The sequence below is a fragment of the Pseudomonas sp. TNT3 genome (assembly GCF_010095445.2).
Taxonomy (GTDB): Bacteria; Pseudomonadota; Gammaproteobacteria; order Pseudomonadales; family Pseudomonadaceae; genus Aquipseudomonas.
On sequence record NZ_WFGV02000050.1, the window covers coordinates 26161 to 42969 of the forward strand.

General features: G+C 57.0%; 18 protein-coding genes, 1 tRNA gene and 1 pseudogene. 15 read left to right on the forward strand and 5 right to left on the reverse strand.

What is annotated here, in order from left to right; translation table 11 throughout:
* Positions 1-83 precede the first annotated feature (83 nt).
* From GBC55_RS23675 to nadA, 15 genes are all read left to right on the forward strand, one after another.
* A complete protein-coding gene (locus GBC55_RS23675; RefSeq protein WP_162439868.1) occupies positions 84-830 on the forward strand; it encodes a YebC/PmpR family DNA-binding transcriptional regulator in 747 nt (248 codons plus the stop codon).
* 154 nt (positions 831-984) lie between these two features.
* Entirely contained in the window at positions 985-1509 is a 525-nt protein-coding gene (ruvC, locus tag GBC55_RS23680; protein WP_162439869.1) for a crossover junction endodeoxyribonuclease RuvC, read from the forward strand.
* A gap of 115 nt (positions 1510-1624) precedes the next feature.
* A complete protein-coding gene (gene ruvA / locus GBC55_RS23685; RefSeq protein ID WP_162439870.1) occupies positions 1625-2242 on the forward strand; it encodes a Holliday junction branch migration protein RuvA in 618 nt (205 codons plus the stop codon).
* Positions 2243-3304 carry a Holliday junction branch migration DNA helicase RuvB gene (gene ruvB, locus GBC55_RS23690; RefSeq protein ID WP_162439871.1) on the forward strand — a complete coding sequence of 354 codons (1062 nt, stop codon included), beginning with the start codon at positions 2243-2245 and terminating at the stop codon, positions 3302-3304.
* Positions 3305-3431: 127 nt separating this feature from the next.
* Entirely contained in the window at positions 3432-3899 is a 468-nt protein-coding gene (gene ybgC, locus GBC55_RS23695) for a tol-pal system-associated acyl-CoA thioesterase (RefSeq protein ID WP_162439872.1), read from the forward strand.
* Entirely contained in the window at positions 3889-4584 is a 696-nt protein-coding gene (tolQ, locus tag GBC55_RS23700) for a protein TolQ (RefSeq protein ID WP_017340467.1), read from the forward strand. Before ybgC ends, tolQ begins: the two co-directional genes overlap by 11 nt.
* A gap of 23 nt (positions 4585-4607) precedes the next feature.
* Entirely contained in the window at positions 4608-5060 is a 453-nt protein-coding gene (gene tolR / locus GBC55_RS23705; protein WP_162439884.1) for a protein TolR, read from the forward strand.
* Complete coding sequence (gene tolA, locus GBC55_RS23710; RefSeq protein ID WP_162439873.1) at positions 5060-6139, forward strand: cell envelope integrity protein TolA; 1080 nt, start codon at positions 5060-5062, stop codon at positions 6137-6139. Before tolR ends, tolA begins: the two co-directional genes overlap by 1 nt.
* A gap of 17 nt (positions 6140-6156) precedes the next feature.
* Complete coding sequence (gene tolB / locus GBC55_RS23715) at positions 6157-7437, forward strand: Tol-Pal system beta propeller repeat protein TolB (RefSeq protein WP_178114329.1); 1281 nt, start codon at positions 6157-6159, stop codon at positions 7435-7437.
* A gap of 52 nt (positions 7438-7489) precedes the next feature.
* On the forward strand, positions 7490-7990 hold the full coding sequence (gene pal, locus GBC55_RS23720) for a peptidoglycan-associated lipoprotein Pal (protein ID WP_028621922.1): 501 nt from the start codon (positions 7490-7492) through the stop codon (positions 7988-7990).
* A 6-nt stretch (positions 7991-7996) separates the two neighbouring features.
* Positions 7997-8833: a tol-pal system protein YbgF gene (gene ybgF, locus GBC55_RS23725; protein ID WP_162439875.1), complete on the forward strand. Its 837-nt coding sequence runs from the start codon at positions 7997-7999 to the stop codon at positions 8831-8833.
* Positions 8834-9000: 167 nt separating this feature from the next.
* Positions 9001-9648 carry a 7-carboxy-7-deazaguanine synthase QueE gene (gene queE, locus GBC55_RS23730; RefSeq protein WP_045058222.1) on the forward strand — a complete coding sequence of 216 codons (648 nt, stop codon included), beginning with the start codon at positions 9001-9003 and terminating at the stop codon, positions 9646-9648.
* A gap of 1 nt (position 9649) precedes the next feature.
* The gene (gene queC / locus GBC55_RS23735; protein ID WP_162439876.1) at positions 9650-10342 is read left to right on the forward strand and encodes a 7-cyano-7-deazaguanine synthase QueC; all 693 of its coding nucleotides are present in this window, start codon (positions 9650-9652) and stop codon (positions 10340-10342) included.
* A gap of 63 nt (positions 10343-10405) precedes the next feature.
* A tRNA-Lys gene (locus GBC55_RS23740) sits at positions 10406-10481 on the forward strand.
* Between the two features lie 272 nt (positions 10482-10753).
* Complete coding sequence (nadA, locus tag GBC55_RS23745) at positions 10754-11812, forward strand: quinolinate synthase NadA (RefSeq protein ID WP_162439877.1); 1059 nt, start codon at positions 10754-10756, stop codon at positions 11810-11812.
* A 71-nt stretch (positions 11813-11883) separates the two neighbouring features.
* Here the strand turns inward: nadA and GBC55_RS23750 are convergent, their stop codons facing one another.
* The 5 genes and pseudogenes from GBC55_RS23750 to GBC55_RS23770 form a co-directional block, all read right to left on the reverse strand.
* Entirely contained in the window at positions 11884-12372 is a 489-nt protein-coding gene (locus GBC55_RS23750; RefSeq protein WP_162439878.1) for an RDD family protein, read from the reverse strand.
* Positions 12373-12468: 96 nt separating this feature from the next.
* Positions 12469-12681: a cold shock domain-containing protein gene (locus tag GBC55_RS23755; protein WP_003175786.1), complete on the reverse strand. Its 213-nt coding sequence runs from the start codon at positions 12679-12681 to the stop codon at positions 12469-12471.
* A gap of 403 nt (positions 12682-13084) precedes the next feature.
* Complete coding sequence (gene gcvT, locus GBC55_RS23760) at positions 13085-14209, reverse strand: glycine cleavage system aminomethyltransferase GcvT (RefSeq protein ID WP_162439879.1); 1125 nt, start codon at positions 14207-14209, stop codon at positions 13085-13087.
* Between the two features lie 41 nt (positions 14210-14250).
* The gene (locus tag GBC55_RS23765; protein WP_162439880.1) at positions 14251-15627 is read right to left on the reverse strand and encodes an L-serine ammonia-lyase; all 1377 of its coding nucleotides are present in this window, start codon (positions 15625-15627) and stop codon (positions 14251-14253) included.
* Between the two features lie 205 nt (positions 15628-15832).
* Positions 15833-16809 (reverse strand): annotated as a pseudogene (locus tag GBC55_RS23770) (glycine dehydrogenase (aminomethyl-transferring)); the annotation flags it as partial.

Here is a 16809-nt window from a genome sequence, read left to right on the forward strand (position 1 = left end):
CCTTTTCTTTAGGTCGAGATTTTTTTTTGCTGGCCGACGATTCGCGTGGCGGGCAATGTTTCAAAGAGAATTCGGAGCGAGTTATGGCGGGTCATTCCAAGTGGGCGAACATCAAGCACCGCAAAGAACGTCAGGATGCCAAAAAGGGCAAGATTTTCACCAAGTGGATTCGTGAGCTGACCGTCGCAGCCCGTCAGGGTGGCGGTGATCCGGGTTCCAATCCGCGTCTGCGTCTGGCGTTGGACAAGGCGCTTGGTGCGAACATGAGCCGTGACATCATTGATCGCGCAGTGGCTCGTGGTGCGGGCGCTGCCGACACTGACGACATGGTCGAGTTGACCTACGAAGGTTACGGTCCTGGCGGCGTGGCGGTAATGGTCGAGTGCATGACCGACAACCGTAATCGCACTGCTGCAGCCGTTCGACATGCCTTCAGCAAGTGCGGCGGCAATTTGGGAACTGACGGTTCGGTCGCTTATATGTTCGAACGCAAAGGACAGATCTCCTTCGCGCCGGGTGTCGACGAAGACGCGCTGATCGAAGCCGCCATGGAAGCGGATGCCGATGACGTGGTCACTCACGAAGACGGATCCATCGACGTGTTCACCTCGTTCGCCGGTTTCTATTCCGTGCGTAACGCGTTGGAGGCGGCCGGTTTCAAAGGTGATGATGCGGAAATCGTCATGCTGCCGACCACCAGTGCCGAGCTGGACCTGGAGGGCGCCGAGAAGGTCCTCAAGCTGATTGACATGCTTGAAGACCTGGATGACGTGCAGAATGTCTACTCCAATGCGGATATCCCGGAGTCGGTTGCCGCTCAACTCGGTTGATGCATTTATTAAAGATCGCAGCCTTCACTTGGCCCCTGTAGGAGCTGGCGAAGCCTGCGATCTTTTGATTTTGGCTTTTTATTAAAGGATCGCAGCCTTCGGCAGGTCCTACACGGTTATTCTCAAGCTACAGCGATCTCTTTCTGCAGGCGTTATGACTTTAATACTTGGTATCGACCCCGGTTCGCGCATCACCGGTTATGGCGTGGTGCGCGATACCGGGCGTGGCTGTGTGTACGTAGCGTCGGGCTGCATTCGTACCGGTTCGGGGGAATTGCATGAGCGTCTGCAAATCGTTTATCGCGGCGTTCGTGAAGTCATTCAGACCTATGGCCCTGTAACAATGGGAATTGAAAAAGTCTTTATGGCGCGCAACGCCGATTCCGCGCTGAAACTTGGCCAGGCGCGCGGCGCCGCCATTGTGGCCGGCGCTGAGGAAAGCCTGGAAATCGCCGAATACACGGCGACTCAGGTCAAGCAGGCGGTAACAGGGACGGGGTCGGCGAATAAAGAGCAGGTGCAGATGATGGTCATGCATATGCTGAAATTGACCAGCAAGCCGCAAATTGACGCCTCTGATGCCTTGGCCATTGCGATTTGTCACGCTCATACCCGGTCCAGTCTGCTGCCGCATGGCCTGGGTGCCGCACGCAGTCGTGGCGGTCGCCTGCGTCTCTGATAGCATCAGCAATCATTTTTAGGGAATGAGGGTTTCTGTGCCTGTGTTGCCGGTACGAAACCCTTGTTCTGTCAGTCGCCAGCAATGCTCTGGCCAACGCTCAAGGATCTGAAACGTGATTGGACGCTTGCGCGGCACACTGGCTGAGAAACAGCCGCCGCACCTGATTCTGGATGTAAATGGTCTGGGATATGAGCTGGAAGTGCCTATGACCACGCTTTATCGCCTGCCGTCGGTCGGTGAACCGCTGACCTTGCACACCCATTTGGTCGTGCGCGAAGACGCGCAGTTACTCTATGGTTTCTATGGCAAGCGTGAGCGAGACTTTTTTCGCGAGTTGATCCGTCTCAATGGTGTGGGGCCGAAACTGGCCTTGGCATTGATGTCGAGTCTGGAAGTCGATGAGCTGGTGCGTTGCGTGCAATCCCAAGACACTTCGGCACTGACCAAGGTGCCCGGCGTCGGGAAGAAAACCGCCGATCGTTTGCTGGTAGAGCTCAAGGACCGCTTCAAAGCATGGGAAACCGTGCCGGCGATGTTCGCTCTGGTACCCAATCAGCCAGGTGGTCCGGATGCACCGGCGCCGGTCGCGACGGCAGAAAATGATGCAGTCAGCGCGCTGATCTCCCTGGGTTACAAGCCGCAGGAAGCCAGCAAGGCGATTTCCGCGATCAAGGAGAAAGGCTTGAGCAGTGAAGACATGATTCGTCGTGCCCTGAAGGGAATGATCTAAGTGATTGAAGCTGATCGTCTGATTACCGCCGCGCCGGGCCCTCGTGATCGCGAGGAAGTCCAGGACCGGGCAATTCGTCCTGTCAGCCTGGCCGAGTACATCGGTCAACCGACGGTTCGCGAGCAAATGGAATTATTTATCCAGGCTGCTCGTGGGCGTAACGAATCCCTGGACCACACATTGATTTTTGGTCCGCCGGGGCTGGGTAAAACAACCTTGGCCAACATCATCGCTCAGGAAATGGGGGTGTCGATCAAAAGCACCTCCGGTCCGGTGCTGGAGCGTCCGGGTGATCTGGCGGCGTTATTGACCAATCTTGAACCTCATGACGTGCTGTTCATCGACGAAATCCATCGGCTGTCGCCGATCGTCGAGGAAGTACTGTACCCGGCCATGGAAGATTTCCAGCTGGACATCATGATCGGCGAGGGGCCCGCTGCGCGATCGATCAAGCTTGATCTGCCACCCTTCACCCTGGTGGGTGCGACGACTCGCGCCGGGATGCTGACCAACCCGTTGCGGGATCGTTTCGGTATCGTGCAGCGCCTTGAGTTCTACAGCACCGCGGACCTGGCAACGATTGTCAGTCGTTCAGCGAGCATTCTTGGCTTGCCGCTTGATCCGGAGGGCGCCTTTGAAATTGCCCGTCGGGCCCGGGGTACTCCACGAATCGCCAACCGCTTGTTGCGTCGGGTGCGGGACTTCGCTGAAGTGCGTGCCAAGGGCCATATCACCAAGCCGATCGCCGACCTCGCCTTGAACCTGCTGGATGTCGACGAGCGTGGTTTCGATCATCAGGATCGGCGTCTGTTGCTGACCATGATCGAAAAATTCGACGGTGGCCCGGTCGGGGTGGACAGCCTGGCAGCCGCGATCAGCGAAGAGCGCCACACCATTGAAGATGTGCTGGAGCCGTATCTGATTCAGCAAGGCTATATCATGCGGACACCCCGGGGGCGGGTGGTCACGCGGCATGCGTACCTGCATTTTGGTTTAAACATCCCGTCACGAATGGGCGATATGCCTGTAGTAGACGAATCCCTGGATGCCGTAGACGATTAATCACTTCTGCGGGCTGATCGATTCGAGGTTTGCGCTGTCCTAGGACCGTGCTTTCGCGAGAAAGCCGCAGAACAATGAAAAACAGTTGCCTGGCCGGATTGGCAACCTGAGGAGTAAGCACTAGAGTATGCGCGCGCAAAACGGGCTTGAGCCTTTCGCACATCGTTGTCGCGTTTATTACGAGGACACCGATGCGGGCGGCATCGTGTATTACGTTAATTACCTCAAGTTTATGGAACGGGCTCGAACCGAGCGGCTCCGGGAGCTGGGCTTTGCCCAATCCCAGCTGGCAGGGGAGGACCTGTTATTCGTCGTGCATTCCAGCGAAGCGCGCTACCACGCGCCGGCGCGACTGGACGACGAGCTTCTGGTAAGTGCTGAAGTAATCGAATTGAACCGGGTCAGCCTGCGTTTCAAGCAGCAGGTCAGGCGGACAACGGATAATGCGCTGCTCTGTGAAGGGCAGTTTTTGGTGGCCTGTGTGCGCACTGACAGTTTGAAACCCCGGGCCATTCCCGAAGCTCTACGTGCGGCCTTTGCCGACGTGAGCGGCGCGGGTACACACTCAAAGCAGGAGATAAAGCGTGGAAGCTAACGTCGTCGACCATTCCTCCATGTGGAGCCTGGTCAGCAATGCCAGTATCGTGGTGCAACTGGTAATGCTGATCCTGGTAGCCGCATCGGTGACCTCATGGATCATGATCTTTCAGCGCAGCAACTTGCTGCGCGCGGGTCGACGTGCCCTGGAGAGCTTTGAAGAGCGCTTCTGGTCGGGTATCGACCTGTCCAAACTCTACCGTCAGGCCGGCAGCAATCCTGACCCGGATTCGGGTGTGGAGCAGATCTTCCGTGCCGGTTTCAAGGAGTTCTCCCGTCTGCGTCAGCAGCCAGGCGTTGATCCTGAAGCGGTCATGGAAGGTGTGGCCCGTGCCATGCGCGTTGCCATTTCCCGCGAAGAAGAAAAGCTTGAACAAAGCCTGCCTTTCCTGGCGACCGTCGGTTCCGTCAGCCCGTACATCGGTCTGTTCGGTACGGTTTGGGGCATCATGAACTCTTTCCGTGGCCTGGCCACCGCGCAGCAGGCAACCCTGGCCACTGTGGCACCGGGTATTGCCGAGGCACTGATTGCTACCGCGATCGGCCTGTTCGCCGCGATCCCTGCCGTTATCGCCTACAACCGTTTTGCTGCCCGCAGCGAAACGCTGATCAGCCGCTACTACACCTTCGCCGATGAATTCCAGGCGATCCTGCACCGCAAAGTGCACACCAGCGAAGAATAAGCAGGTAATTTCCAATGGCTTTAATCGCTCGAGCTCGCAAAAAGCGCAAGCCGGTCGCCGAGATGAACGTAGTGCCTTACATCGACGTGATGCTGGTACTGCTGGTCATCTTCATGGTGACCGCGCCGATGCTCAATCAGGGCGTGAAAGTTGATCTGCCGAAGGTTTCCAGCGAAGCCTTGCCGCAGGACAACAACACCCAGGTCCTGACCATTTCGATCAAGGCTGACAAGACCTATTACTGGAACCTTGGCAGCGAAGTCGATACCCAGAAGCAGCAGGACAAGGCCATGACCTTGCCGCAGATGACTGACGCCGTGACCAAGATCATTCGGACCGGCACTGAAGGTGGCAAGCACACCCAGGTCTTCATTCGAGGCGACAAGACCGTCGATTACGGATCGGTCATGGGCGCCATGGGCGGTCTCCAGAAAGCCGGGGTCGGTAACGTTGGCTTGATTACCGAGGCGCCCTGATGCAGCAACAGCGAGAGCCGACAGCCTCGGAAAGCTACTTCTGGCCTAGTGTCTGGGCGATTGGCTTGCACGTGCTGGTATTCGGCATGTTGTTTGTCAGCTTCGCCATGACCCCGGAGTTGCCGCCGGCCAGGCCGATCGTCCAGGCGACCCTGTACCAGCTGAAATCGAAAAGTCAGGCAACCACCCAGACCAATCAGAAGATTGCGGGTGAGGCGAAGAAATCCGCTGCGCGCCAGACCGAAGTCGAACAGATGGAACAGAAAAAGATCGAACAGGAAGCGATCAAAGCCGCGGAACAAAAGAAGGAAGATACGGCTCAAAAAGCCGAAGAATCCAAGAAGGCCGACGAGACCAAGAAAGCGGAAGAGGCTAAAAAGGCTGATGAAGCCAAGAAAGCCGATGAAGCGAAGAAGACCGCCGAAGCCAAAAAGGCAGAAGAGAAACAATTGGCTGATATAGCCAAGAAGAAATCTGAAGAAGAAGCCAAGAAGGCTGCTGAAGAAGAGGCCAAGAAAGCGGCCGCTGAAGAAGCGAAGAAAAAGATCGTCGAAGACGCGAAGAAGAAAGCCGCGGAAGACGCCAAGAAGAAATCTGAAGCTGAAGACGCGAAGAAGAAAGTCGCCGAAGACGCGAAGAAGAAAGCTGCTGCCGATGCTGCGAAGAAAAAGTCGCAGGAAGCAGCACGTAAATCCGCCGAAGAGAAAAAGGCCCAGGCCTTGGCAGATTTGCTTTCCGACACGCCTCAGCGTCAGCAGGCCTTGGCGGATGAGCAGGGCGATGAAGTCGCCGGCAGCTTCGATGACTTGATTCGTGCTCGTGCAGCAGAAGGCTGGGCTCGTCCACCTTCGGCACGCAAGGGTATGACGGTCGTGCTTCAAATCGGCATGTTGCCGGATGGTACGGTGACTTCGGTCAGTGTCGGCAAGTCCAGCGGCGATGGTCCGTTTGACGCTTCGGCAGTGGCGGCAGTGAAAAATATTGGTCGTTTGACAGAAATGCAGGGAATGAAGCCGAGTGATTTTGCTCCGTATCGTTCATTCAAGATGACATTCACACCTGAGGATCTAGCCTTGTGAGAAACCTTCTTCGAGGAATGCTGGTCTTTATCTGCTGCATGGCAGGTATGGCGGCAGCAGATGAGAAAAACATTCTGGTTACCAGCGGCAGTGATCGGGCTACCCCGATTGCAGTCGTGCCGTTTGGCAACCAGGGCGGCAGCGTGCTGCCGGACGATATGGCCGAAATCATCGGTAACGACCTGCGTAACTCGGGTTACTACTCGCCGATTCCAAAGCAGAACATGATCAGCCAGCCAAGTCAGGCCAGCGAAATCATCTACCGCGACTTCAAGGCGCTGGGCGCCCAATACGTCATGGTCGGCAGCATTACCCCTGCGGGCGGTCGCCTGCAGGTTCAGTACGCGCTGTTCAACGTCGCCACCGAGCAGCAAGTGCTGACCGGTAGCGTGTCGGGTAGCGTTGATCAGCTGCGTGACATGGCTCACTACATCTCAGACCAGTCGTTCGAAAAACTCACCGGTATCAAAGGTGCATTCTCGACTCGCCTGCTGTACGTGACGGCTGAGCGTTTCTCCGAGAAGAACACGCGTTACACGCTGCAACGTTCGGACTACGACGGTGCCCGCGCCGTAACGCTGCTGCAATCGCGCGAGCCAATCCTGTCGCCGCGTTTCGCACCGGATGGCAAGCGCATCGCCTATGTTTCGTTCGAGCAGAAGCGCCCGCGCATCTTCATGCAGAACATCGACACCGGTCGCCGCGAGCAAATTACCAACTTCGAAGGCCTGAATGGCGCGCCAGCCTGGTCGCCGGATGGCAATCGCCTGGCATTCGTCCTGTCGAAAGACGGTAACCCGGATATCTATGTGATGAACCTGGGTTCGCGTCAGATCACGCGTGTCACCAACGGTCCTGGCATCAACACCGAACCGTTCTGGGGTAAAGATGGTTCAACCATCTACTTCACCTCCGACCGTGGCGGCAAGCCACAGATCTACAAAACCAGCGCCGGTGGTGGCGGTGCAGAGCGTGTGACTTTCATTGGTAACTACAACGCCAACCCTAAACTGTCGGCTGACGAAAAGACCCTGGTGATGATTCACCGCCAGGAAGGCTTCACCAATTTCAAGGTGGCGGCCCAGGATTTGCAGCGAGGTAGTGTAAAGATCCTCACTGATAGCACTCTGGACGAGTCGCCTACTGTTGCGCCCAACGGCACCATGGTAATCTACGCCACCCGCCAGCAGGGCCGGGGAGTCTTGATGCTCGTGTCCATTAATGGACGCGTAAGGCTCCCGCTTCCTACCGCACAAGGCGAAGTCAGAGAACCTTCCTGGTCCCCTTACCTGAACTGACGCGGCGCTACACGTTGTACTTAACACATTGGGGTTCATTAGGAGTTTCACGATGGAAATGCTGAAGTTTGGTAAGTTTGCTGCTCTGGCTCTGGCTTTGTCCGTAGCCGTTGGTTGCTCGTCTAAAGGCGGCGACAATGCCGGTGAAGGCGCAGCTGTTGATCCAAACGCTGGTTATGGCGCAAACACTGGTGCAGTTGACGGCTCCCTGAGCGAAGAAGCTGCTCTGCGCGCTATCACCACTTTCTACTTCGAATACGACAGTTCGGACCTGAAGCCAGAAGCCATGCGCGCTCTGGACGTTCACGCCAAAGACCTGAAAGCAAACGGCGCTCGCGTTGTTCTGGAAGGCAACACCGACGAACGTGGTACTCGTGAGTACAACATGGCACTGGGCGAGCGTCGTGCGAAAGCCGTTCAGCGCTACCTGGTACTGCAAGGCGTTTCCCCAGCTCAGCTGGAACTGGTTTCCTACGGCGAAGAGCGTCCAGTTGCTACCGGCAACGACGAGCAGTCCTGGGCTCAAAACCGTCGCGTCGAACTGCGTAAGTAATTCGTCATGCGAACGTGCCGTCGTGCTGTAACTGTTTTGGCTCTCAGCCTCGCACCGCTTGCGGTGTGGGCTGCGGTTCCTGTGGTCGAGGACAACTCCGGCTATAACAATAGCGGGAGTAGTTATCCGCCTGCGGGTTACGGTACGAACGGCGCCTATGCCGGGGGAGGGGTTTCGGCCCCTGTCTCGGCACAGGGCGAGCTGTTCAACCAACTGCAATCGATGCAGGAGCAGATCTCGCGCCAACAAGGCATCATCGAAGTTCTGCAAAATGATGTAGCGCGCATGAAGCAAGAAAGCCTGGAGCGATATCAGGATCTTGATCGGCGCATAGGAACCGGCGGTGCACCAGCCGCGACTCCTGAGAATTCTTCAAGCGGTGGCGATTTGAATGCCCCCGCAGCAGCAGGCGCAGGTGCCGGAGCAGCTGCCGCTCAATCACCGGCTGCCGGTACTGAACCGGCTGATCCGGCGAAGGAAAAACTGTATTACGATGCAGCCTTCGACCTGATCAAGGCCAAGGATTTCGACAAGGCCAGTCAGGCCTTCGCCGCTTTCCTGCGCAAGTACCCGAACAGCCAGTACGCGGGTAACGCTCAGTACTGGTTGGGCGAGGTAAACCTGGCCAAAGGCGACCTGCAAGGCGCAGGTCAGGCGTTTGCCAAGGTTTCGCAGCTGTATCCCAAGCATGCAAAAGTGCCTGACTCACTGTACAAGCTTGCTGATGTAGAGCGCCGCCTGGGTCATACCGACAAGGTCAAAGGCATTCTGCAGCAGGTGGTTGCCCAGTATCCGGGGACTTCCGCCGCTCAGCTGGCACAGCGCGACTTGCAGCGCATGTAAGCTTGCTGGACCCGTTTTGAAGAAACCCGCACTTGTTGCGGGTTTTTTCGTTAGAATTCACGCCCTTTTTCTGTAATACCGCTTTTTGGGATTCGCGCGATGGCGGGGTTCCTTGAAGTGCCTGACGGAGGCGGACAGCCTGTTTAGCTGTTACGCCCGTGGCGACTATGCAAGACACATTGAGAATCACCGAAGTTTTTTACTCGTTGCAGGGTGAAACGCGAACTGCCGGGCTGCCCACTGTTTTTGTGCGCCTGACCGGTTGCCCACTGCGTTGCCAATACTGCGACAGCGCCTACGCGTTCACTGGCGGCACTGTCCGTCCGCTCGATGACATCATCGAGCAAGTCGCCGGCTTTCGTCCGCGCTATGTGTGTGTCACAGGCGGCGAGCCTTTGGCGCAACCCAACGCCATTCCTTTGCTCAAGCGCTTGTGTGATGCCGGTTACGAAGTGTCACTGGAAACCAGTGGTGCTCTCGACATCTCGGCAGTAGATTCGCGGGTCAGTCGAGTTGTTGATCTGAAGACGCCGGGTTCGAAGGAAGCGCACCGTAATCGCTACGAGAACATCGAGCTGCTCACACCCAATGATCAGGTGAAGTTTGTCATCTGTTCCCGGGAGGACTACGACTGGGCTGTCTCCAAACTGATCCAGTATGGTCTGGATCGACGGGCCGGCGAGGTGCTGTTCTCACCCAGTCACCATGACCTGAATGCTCGGGACCTGGCTGATTGGGTAGTGGCGGACAATCTCCCAGTGCGTCTGCAACTGCAGCTGCATAAATATCTTTGGAATGACGAGCCGGGGCGCTGAAATGACTGATCACCTGAACACTGCTGAAAAACGTGCGGTTATCCTGCTGTCCGGCGGCCTGGACTCGGCGACTGTCGTGGCCATGGCTCGCGCAGATGGTTACACCTGCTACACCATGAGCTTCGATTACGGTCAGCGCTCCCATGCGGAATTGCACGCTGCTGCACGCGTCTCCCGAGACCTCGGCGCGGTTGAGCATAAAGTGATTGGTATAAACCTGAACGGCATCGGTGGTTCAGCGTTGACTGACAGCAGCATCGAAGTGCCTGAGGTTGCCGGTGAAGGCATTCCGGTGACTTACGTCCCTGCGCGCAACACGGTGTTTCTATCCCTGGCGCTGGGCTGGGCCGAAGTGCTGGGAGCGCGTGACATCTTTATCGGCGTGAACGCGGTGGACTATTCCGGATACCCGGATTGCCGTCCCGAGTTCGTCGAGGCGTTCGAGCGTATGGCTAATCTGGCGACCAAGGCTGGAGTCGAGGGGAATGGTTTCCGCATCCAGGCGCCTTTGCAAAACCTGAGCAAGGCACAGATTGTCCAGGCAGGGGTGAAGCTTGGGGTTAATTACGGCCTGACCGTTTCCTGCTATCAGGCCGACGATAACGGCCGGGCGTGCGGTAAGTGCGACAGCTGCCGACTGCGTGCTGAAGGCTTCGCAGCGGCCGGAATCGACGACCCAACACCTTATTTTTGATTTATTTCAAATTAGGTGTTGAATAGTCCTTAAAAATCAGTATTATACGCGCCACCACACAGCGGGTCGTTAGCTCAGTTGGTAGAGCAGTTGGCTTTTAACCAATTGGTCGTAGGTTCGAATCCCACACGACCCACCATTTTTATAGCAGTTTTAAAAGTCTGGAAGGCCCACGAAAGTGAGGATTTCCGGATTTTTTTTTGCCCGCGATTTGTGTTTGCCGCCGAGTGAGCCGTATCGCGTGGCACAGGTCAGAATCATCTTTTGCATCCATTGGATATTCTGTAGCCTTGCGCCTCTTCAACGTTGTCCGTGCCTGATGATACTCACTCTCCCGGCGGTGCCCTCAAGGGGGCTGGAGCCGGGTGTATACTCGACTTTCGCGCGTAAGCGCTTGCAGGTCTTGCGAACATGACGCAGATTTCTGAACGCCTTCTGGTTCAAGCCCACCTCGACGCCAAGCAGCCCAAGCCGCTGACTGCCGAGGAAGAGGCCTATTACCGCGCCGCTATCGCCGCCGAGCTCAAGGCTCAGGACGCGGTACTGGTCGCCCACTTCTATTGTGATCCGGTTATTCAGGCCCTTGCCGAAGAGACTGGGGGCTGTGTCTCCGACTCGCTGGAGATGGCCCGCTTCGGCAATGCTCATCCAGCCAAGACTGTGGTCGTCGCCGGTGTAAAATTCATGGGGGAGACGGCGAAAATCCTCAACCCTGAAAAGCGCGTCCTGATGCCAACCCTGGAAGCGACCTGCTCGCTGGACCTGGGTTGCCCGGTGGACGAGTTTTCAGCGTTTTGCGATCAGCACCCGGAACGCACGGTGGTGGTGTATGCCAATACATCGGCCGCCGTCAAAGCCCGGGCGGACTGGGTCGTGACTTCAAGCTGTGCGCTGGAAATCGTCGAAAGCCTGATGGATAACGGCGAAACGATTATCTGGGGTCCGGACAAGCATCTGGGTACCTATATCCAGCGCAAGACCGGTGCGGACATGCTGCTGTGGGACGGTGCCTGCATCGTTCACGAAGAGTTCAAGTCCAAGCAGCTCGAAGACATGAAGGCGCTGTACCCGGACGCAGCGATTCTGGTGCATCCGGAGTCGCCAACGTCGGTGATCGAGCTGGCCGATGCCGTAGGCTCCACCAGCCAGCTCATCGCCGCGGCTCAGAGCCTGCCCAACAAGACGTTTATTGTCGCTACCGACCGCGGCATCTTCTACAAGATGCAGCAGCTGTGTCCGGACAAGGTGTTCATCGAAGCGCCAACAGCCGGTAACGGGGCAGCGTGCCGCAGTTGCGCACATTGCCCGTGGATGGCCATGAACACGCTTGAGCGCACGCTGAAGAGCTTGCAGGAAGGGACTAACGAGATCTTTGTTGATCCGGCGTTGATACCGCAGGCGATTCGCCCTTTGAAGCGGATGCTGGATTTCACCCAGGCTGCCCGGATGAAGCTGGCGGGTAACGCTTAAGACCGAAATCGAAAGCTCAAAAGATCGTCCGAACGCGGCCCTCGCCTTCGGACGATCTTTTTTTTGGGTCGTTATTTGGTTTTCTTTGGAATTCGAACGAGTTGGGTTCCTGAATACATGTCATGCCAGCTGCGTTTCTGTTTATCGAACAGTGACCAGACGAATCCCATGCCAACGCACAGCAGTGACGCAATCGATACAACAAAGCGCAATAGCGCCTGCCACAAGCTGATAGATGAGCCGTCGGCATTCTGCACGCGGATGCACCAGACTTGCATGCCCAGTGTCTGACCAGACCAGGTCCAGAACTTGGCGAAGAAACCAAACAGCACAAACACCAACACAGTAGACAGTAATGGATCGCCATCCAGCGCCCCTGCTTCGGTCAGCGTGCGCATTCTGTCTTCACCAATGATCGCCATCTGAATCATCTTGTAAATACCGCTGGTGACAATGAGCAGGGCGGTGCACAACAGGAAGTCGTAGAACATCGCTGCCAGACGACGACCCAGACCAGCGGCGGGAAAATCGCCCTGGGGATTCAGCAGGTGTTTCGACATGGCAGGCTCTCGGCGGAAAAAAGAAGCCATTTTACGGATTTACGCGCACAAAAAAGCCCCTGATGTCAGCATCAGGGGCTTTTTCGTAACAGAAGATTAGGCTTCTGCTTGTACTTCGTCAGCCTGCATGCCTTTCTGGCCCTGCACAGCAACGAAAGTCACTTTCTGGCCTTCTTTCAGGCTTTTGAAGCCGTTGCCCTGAATAGCGCGGAAATGCACGAACAGATCCGGACCGCTTTCTGGAGTGATAAAACCAAAACCTTTCTCGTCGTTAAACCACTTGACGGTACCGCTCTGACGTTGGGACATTTCTTATTTCCTATCACGCAAAAATTAATGACAGCCTCCTTCTAATGAAAGAGTACTGGGGCTGGTTGCAGGAAAGTAAGAAGACGTCGAACGGGATGTAGCTAACTTGTAGGCTACTGCCCAGGTCACGATTCCAAGCGACCCATGCAAACACAGTGAACAAACTCTACGCCAACTAAGGGAGAAAAAACAAGCCCCCGCGAAGGCCCGGTTTTGCTCAGGTTGGCGGCAATAGTCAGTGCACTAGTGCTCGCTTATTCGTTAGCGTTGTTCAATTGTTTTCGATCGTTATAAGTAAAGTTCATAATCGAAGCCTGAGGCCAAACCATGCACTCTTTTATGGCGATTGCGTTACACATTAGTGCACTGTTAACGCAATCGCGTTACTTATAGGAACAGTCAATCAACCGCGATAGTAGCGTTGTGGAACAAATGGCATTTTGCTTACAAGCAAAGGCACCTTTTTCCCACGAACGATCGCCCAGACCGGGGTATCGATGGCGACGTATGCACTGTCCACGTAACCCATCGCCAGTGGCGCCCCCAACGTCGGCCCGAAACCGCCGCTGCAGATAGTGCCGATGATATCGCCTGCTTCGTTGACGATTTCCGCGCCCTCACGTACGGGAGTGCGTTCCTGGGGCAATAGTCCAACGCGTTTGCGGCTGACACCGGATTGCTGTTGGGCAAATATCGGTTCAGCGCCAGGGAAGCCGCCAGCACGTGCACCCTCGGCACGACGAGGCTTGGAGATGGCCCACAGCAGGCTCGCTTCGATGGGGGTGGTCTCGGTGTTCATGTCATGGCCGTAAAGGCACAGGCCGGCTTCCAGGCGCAGTGAATCGCGAGCGCCCAGGCCAATGGCGGCGACTTCCGGTTCGGCCAACAGTGCGCGAGCCAAGGCTTCGGCACTGGCCGCCGGTACGGAAATTTCGAAACCGTCTTCACCGGTGTAACCGGAGCGGCTGACGAAGCAATCAACACCCAGCAGTTTTACCCGAGTGAACTGCATGAACGTCATGTTCGCTACTTCAGGTGCCAGGCGCGCGAGTACGGTCACCGCTGCCGGGCCTTGCAGCGCCAGCAGGGCGCGTTCTTCGAACAGCGGCTCGATGGTGCACTGGTCGCCGATGTGCTTGCGCAGGTGAGCCAGGTCCTGATCCTTGCAGGCCGCGTTGACCACCAGGAACAGTTCATCGGCACCCAGGTTGGCAACCATCAGGTCGTCCAGAATGCCGCCGGTGTCGTTGGTGAACATGGCGTAGCGCTGCATGCCCACTGGCAGGTCGATGATGTCGACCGGAACCAGTGTTTCCAGTGCCTTGGCAGCATTGGCGCCGGTCAGACGGATCTGGCCCATGTGCGACACATCGAACAACCCGGCCTGATCACGGGTGTGCTGGTGTTCTTTCATCACGCCAAGCGGGTATTGCACCGGCATGTCATAGCCGGCGAACGGCACCATGCGGGCGCCGAGTTCGATGTGCAGGGCATGCAACGGGGTTTTCAACAGGTGTTCGGTGGACATATTCAGCTCCTGAAAAAAATGTGCAGATGCAGGTGAGCGCATCAGCACTCGATAATGTTGACCGCCAAACCGCCACGGGCGGTTTCCTTGTATTTGCTTTTCATGTCTGCACCGGTCTGGCGCATCGTGCGGATGACCTTGTCGAGCGAGACGAAGTGCTGACCGTCCCCGCGCAATGCCATGCGTACCGCATTGATCGCCTTGACCGAACCCATGGCATTGCGCTCGATGCAAGGGACTTGCACCAGCCCGCCGATCGGGTCGCAGGTCAGGCCGAGGTTGTGTTCCATGCCGATTTCGGCGGCGTTTTCCACTTGCTGCACGCTGCCGCCCAGGACTTCACACAGTGCGCCGGCGGCCATGGAGCACGCTACGCCGACTTCGCCCTGGCAACCGACTTCGGCGCCGGAGATCGAGGCGTTTTCTTTATAGAGGATGCCGATAGCGGCGGCGGTCAGCAGAAAGCGCACCACGCCGTCGTCATTCGCGCCGGGAATAAAACGCATGTAGTAATGCAGTACCGCTGGAACAATGCCCGCGGCACCGTTGGTAGGTGCCGTCACTACTCGTCCGCCATTGGCGTTTTCTTCGTTCACTGCCAGCGCATAGAGGTTGACCCAGTCCAGCACCGACAGTGGGTCGCGCAGTGACGATTCCGGGTTTTTGCACAATTGCCGATGAAGTGCGGCGGCACGACGCTTGACCTTTAAACCGCCGGGCAAGATGCCTTCGTTGCGGCAACCGGCGGCAACGCAATCCTGCATCACCTGCCAGATTTTCAGCAGACCGGCGCGCGTCTCCGCTTCCGGTCGCCAGGCACTTTCGTTGGTCAGCATCAGCTGGCTGATCGACAGACCGTAGGTGGTGCAGTGACCGAGCAAGTCTTTGGCGCTTTTGAACGGGAAGGTCAGTTTTGTTGCGTCTTCGACGATTCGGTCGGCGCCCGCAGCGTCTTCATCGACCACGAACCCGCCACCGACCGAGTAATACTCGCGGCTGCGTATTTGCAGGCCAGCGGTGTCGAAAGCGCGAAAGATCATGCCGTTGGGATGATAGGGCAGGGGCTTGCGAATCATCGCCAGGTGTAGCTTTTCATTGAATTCGATGGTGTGTTCACCGAGCAGGTTCAGGCGACCGCTGCTGCGAATTTCCAGCAAGCGGGCGGCGACTGTTTCAGTGTTCACTGTATCCGGGTGTTCGCCTTCCAGGCCGAGCAGCACTGCTTTGTCGCTGCCATGTCCTTTGCCGGTGGCGCCGAGTGAGCCGTAGAGCTCGACCTTGACGCAGGTGGTTGCAGACAAAAGCGCATCACGCCGCAAGCCTTCAACGAACCGTGCGGCTGCACGCATCGGGCCAACGGTGTGGGAACTGGAGGGGCCGATGCCAATCTTGAACAGGTCGAACACGCTTAAAGCCATGGTTGTTCTCCGGTTTCTTGTTATAGGAATTGGCGGAAACTGTAACCTTCCACAGATCCTTTGTAGGAGTGAGCCTGCTCGCGATAGCGCTCTGACATTCAACAAAAATGTCCACATACAGATAGCTATCGCGAGCAGGCTCACTCCTACAGGGGTTTGTGGTGTTCTTGAATTTGGGGGCGATTAAACCCGCCCCCTTATTTGTTTAAGCGTAGCTTTCGATCGACGGGCAGGCGCAAACCAGGTTGCGATCGCCAAACACGTTGTCGACACGACCGACCGGTGGCCAGTACTTGCCTTCGATCAACGACGCTACCGGATATACCGCCTGCTCACGGCTATACGGATGCGACCACTCGCCCACCAGCTCCGCCGCAGTGTGCGGGGCGTTTTTCAGCGGGTTGTCGTCCTTGTCAAGCGTGCCGTTTTCCACCGCACGAATCTCTTCGCGGATGCGGATCATGGCGTCGCAGAAGCGGTCCAGTTCTTCTTTGGATTCGCTTTCGGTCGGTTCGATCATCAACGTGCCGGCCACCGGGAACGACATGGTGGGCGCGTGGAAACCGAAGTCGATCAGGCGCTTGGCCACGTCATCGACGCTGATGCCGCTGCTGTCTTTCAAGGGACGCAGGTCGAGGATGCATTCGTGTGCCACCAGGCCGTTGCTGCCGGTGTACAGCACGGGGTAGTGCTCTTCGAGACGACGGGAAATGTAGTTGGCATTCAGGATCGCCAACTGCGAAGCGCGCTTGAGGCCGGCGCCGCCCATCATGCGAATGTACATCCAGGTGATCGGCAAAATGCTTGCGCTGCCGAACGGTGCCGCGCAGACCGCGCCTTCCTTGCGCGCCATGTGTGCGTGGCCCGGCAGGAATGGTGTCAGGTGCGCTTTCACGCCAATCGGGCCGACGCCCGGGCCGCCACCGCCGTGGGGAATGCAGAAGGTTTTGTGCAGGTTCAAGTGGGACACGTCGCCGCCGAACTTGCCCGGTGCACACAAGCCGACCATCGCGTTCATGTTGGCGCCGTCGATGTACACCTGGCCACCGTGATCGTGAATGATCCCGCAGATTTCGCGGATGCCTTCTTCGAACACACCGTGGGTCGACGGGTAGGTGATCATCAGCGCGGCGAGGTGTTCGCGGTGCTCGATCGCCTTGGCGCGCAAGTCTTCGATGTCGA

Excerpts from the sequence above, each read along its gene's own strand:
- ybgF (WP_162439875.1), top strand. The coding sequence starts at position 7,997 with ATGCGAACGTGCCGTCGTGCTGTAACTGTTTTGGCTCTCAGCCTCGCA.
- queE (WP_045058222.1), top strand. The coding sequence starts at position 9,001 with ATGCAAGACACATTGAGAATCACCGAAGTTTTTTACTCGTTGCAGGGT.
- gcvT (WP_162439879.1), bottom strand. The coding sequence starts at position 14,209 with ATGTCCACCGAACACCTGTTGAAAACCCCGTTGCATGCCCTGCACATC.
- tolA (WP_162439873.1), top strand. The coding sequence starts at position 5,060 with ATGCAGCAACAGCGAGAGCCGACAGCCTCGGAAAGCTACTTCTGGCCT.
- GBC55_RS23755 (WP_003175786.1), bottom strand. The coding sequence starts at position 12,681 with ATGTCCCAACGTCAGAGCGGTACCGTCAAGTGGTTTAACGACGAGAAA.
- GBC55_RS23675 (WP_162439868.1), top strand. The coding sequence starts at position 84 with ATGGCGGGTCATTCCAAGTGGGCGAACATCAAGCACCGCAAAGAACGT.
- tolB (WP_178114329.1), top strand. The coding sequence starts at position 6,157 with ATGCTGGTCTTTATCTGCTGCATGGCAGGTATGGCGGCAGCAGATGAG.
- queC (WP_162439876.1), top strand. The coding sequence starts at position 9,650 with ATGACTGATCACCTGAACACTGCTGAAAAACGTGCGGTTATCCTGCTG.
- GBC55_RS23750 (WP_162439878.1), bottom strand. The coding sequence starts at position 12,372 with ATGTCGAAACACCTGCTGAATCCCCAGGGCGATTTTCCCGCCGCTGGT.
- ybgC (WP_162439872.1), top strand. The coding sequence starts at position 3,432 with ATGCGCGCGCAAAACGGGCTTGAGCCTTTCGCACATCGTTGTCGCGTT.
- ruvC (WP_162439869.1), top strand. The coding sequence starts at position 985 with ATGACTTTAATACTTGGTATCGACCCCGGTTCGCGCATCACCGGTTAT.
- GBC55_RS23765 (WP_162439880.1), bottom strand. The coding sequence starts at position 15,627 with ATGGCTTTAAGCGTGTTCGACCTGTTCAAGATTGGCATCGGCCCCTCC.
- pal (WP_028621922.1), top strand. The coding sequence starts at position 7,490 with ATGGAAATGCTGAAGTTTGGTAAGTTTGCTGCTCTGGCTCTGGCTTTG.
- nadA (WP_162439877.1), top strand. The coding sequence starts at position 10,754 with ATGACGCAGATTTCTGAACGCCTTCTGGTTCAAGCCCACCTCGACGCC.